The 223-nt window shown below is 51.6% G+C and carries 1 protein-coding gene; it reads left to right on the forward strand.

The features are described from left to right. The coding region (locus tag ACGF5R_RS25025) for a hypothetical protein (protein ID WP_387693361.1) at positions 1 to 223 on the forward strand (223 nt) is incomplete at both ends.

Raw genomic sequence — 223 nt, forward strand, 5'->3', positions numbered from 1 at the left:
TGCGATTAACCGAACTTTTAACCGGCATTTTCCGAGCAGTATGGTGTTTGAATTTAATACCTTTAATGCCCTGGCTGCTTACATAAGCAAGCAGTTACCAGCAGACAGTGAGGATGGCCAACGTAAGGAGGCTGAGTCACGCCCTGAACGGGAGTCTGATAGTTTTCCTCGTCATAATGAGCCGGTGGCGGTTACTGGCATGGCGAGCCGCTGTGCTGGCGCC

It is taken from the genome of Photorhabdus sp. RM71S, from assembly GCF_042879355.1.
Classification (GTDB): domain Bacteria; phylum Pseudomonadota; class Gammaproteobacteria; order Enterobacterales; family Enterobacteriaceae; genus Photorhabdus; species Photorhabdus kayaii.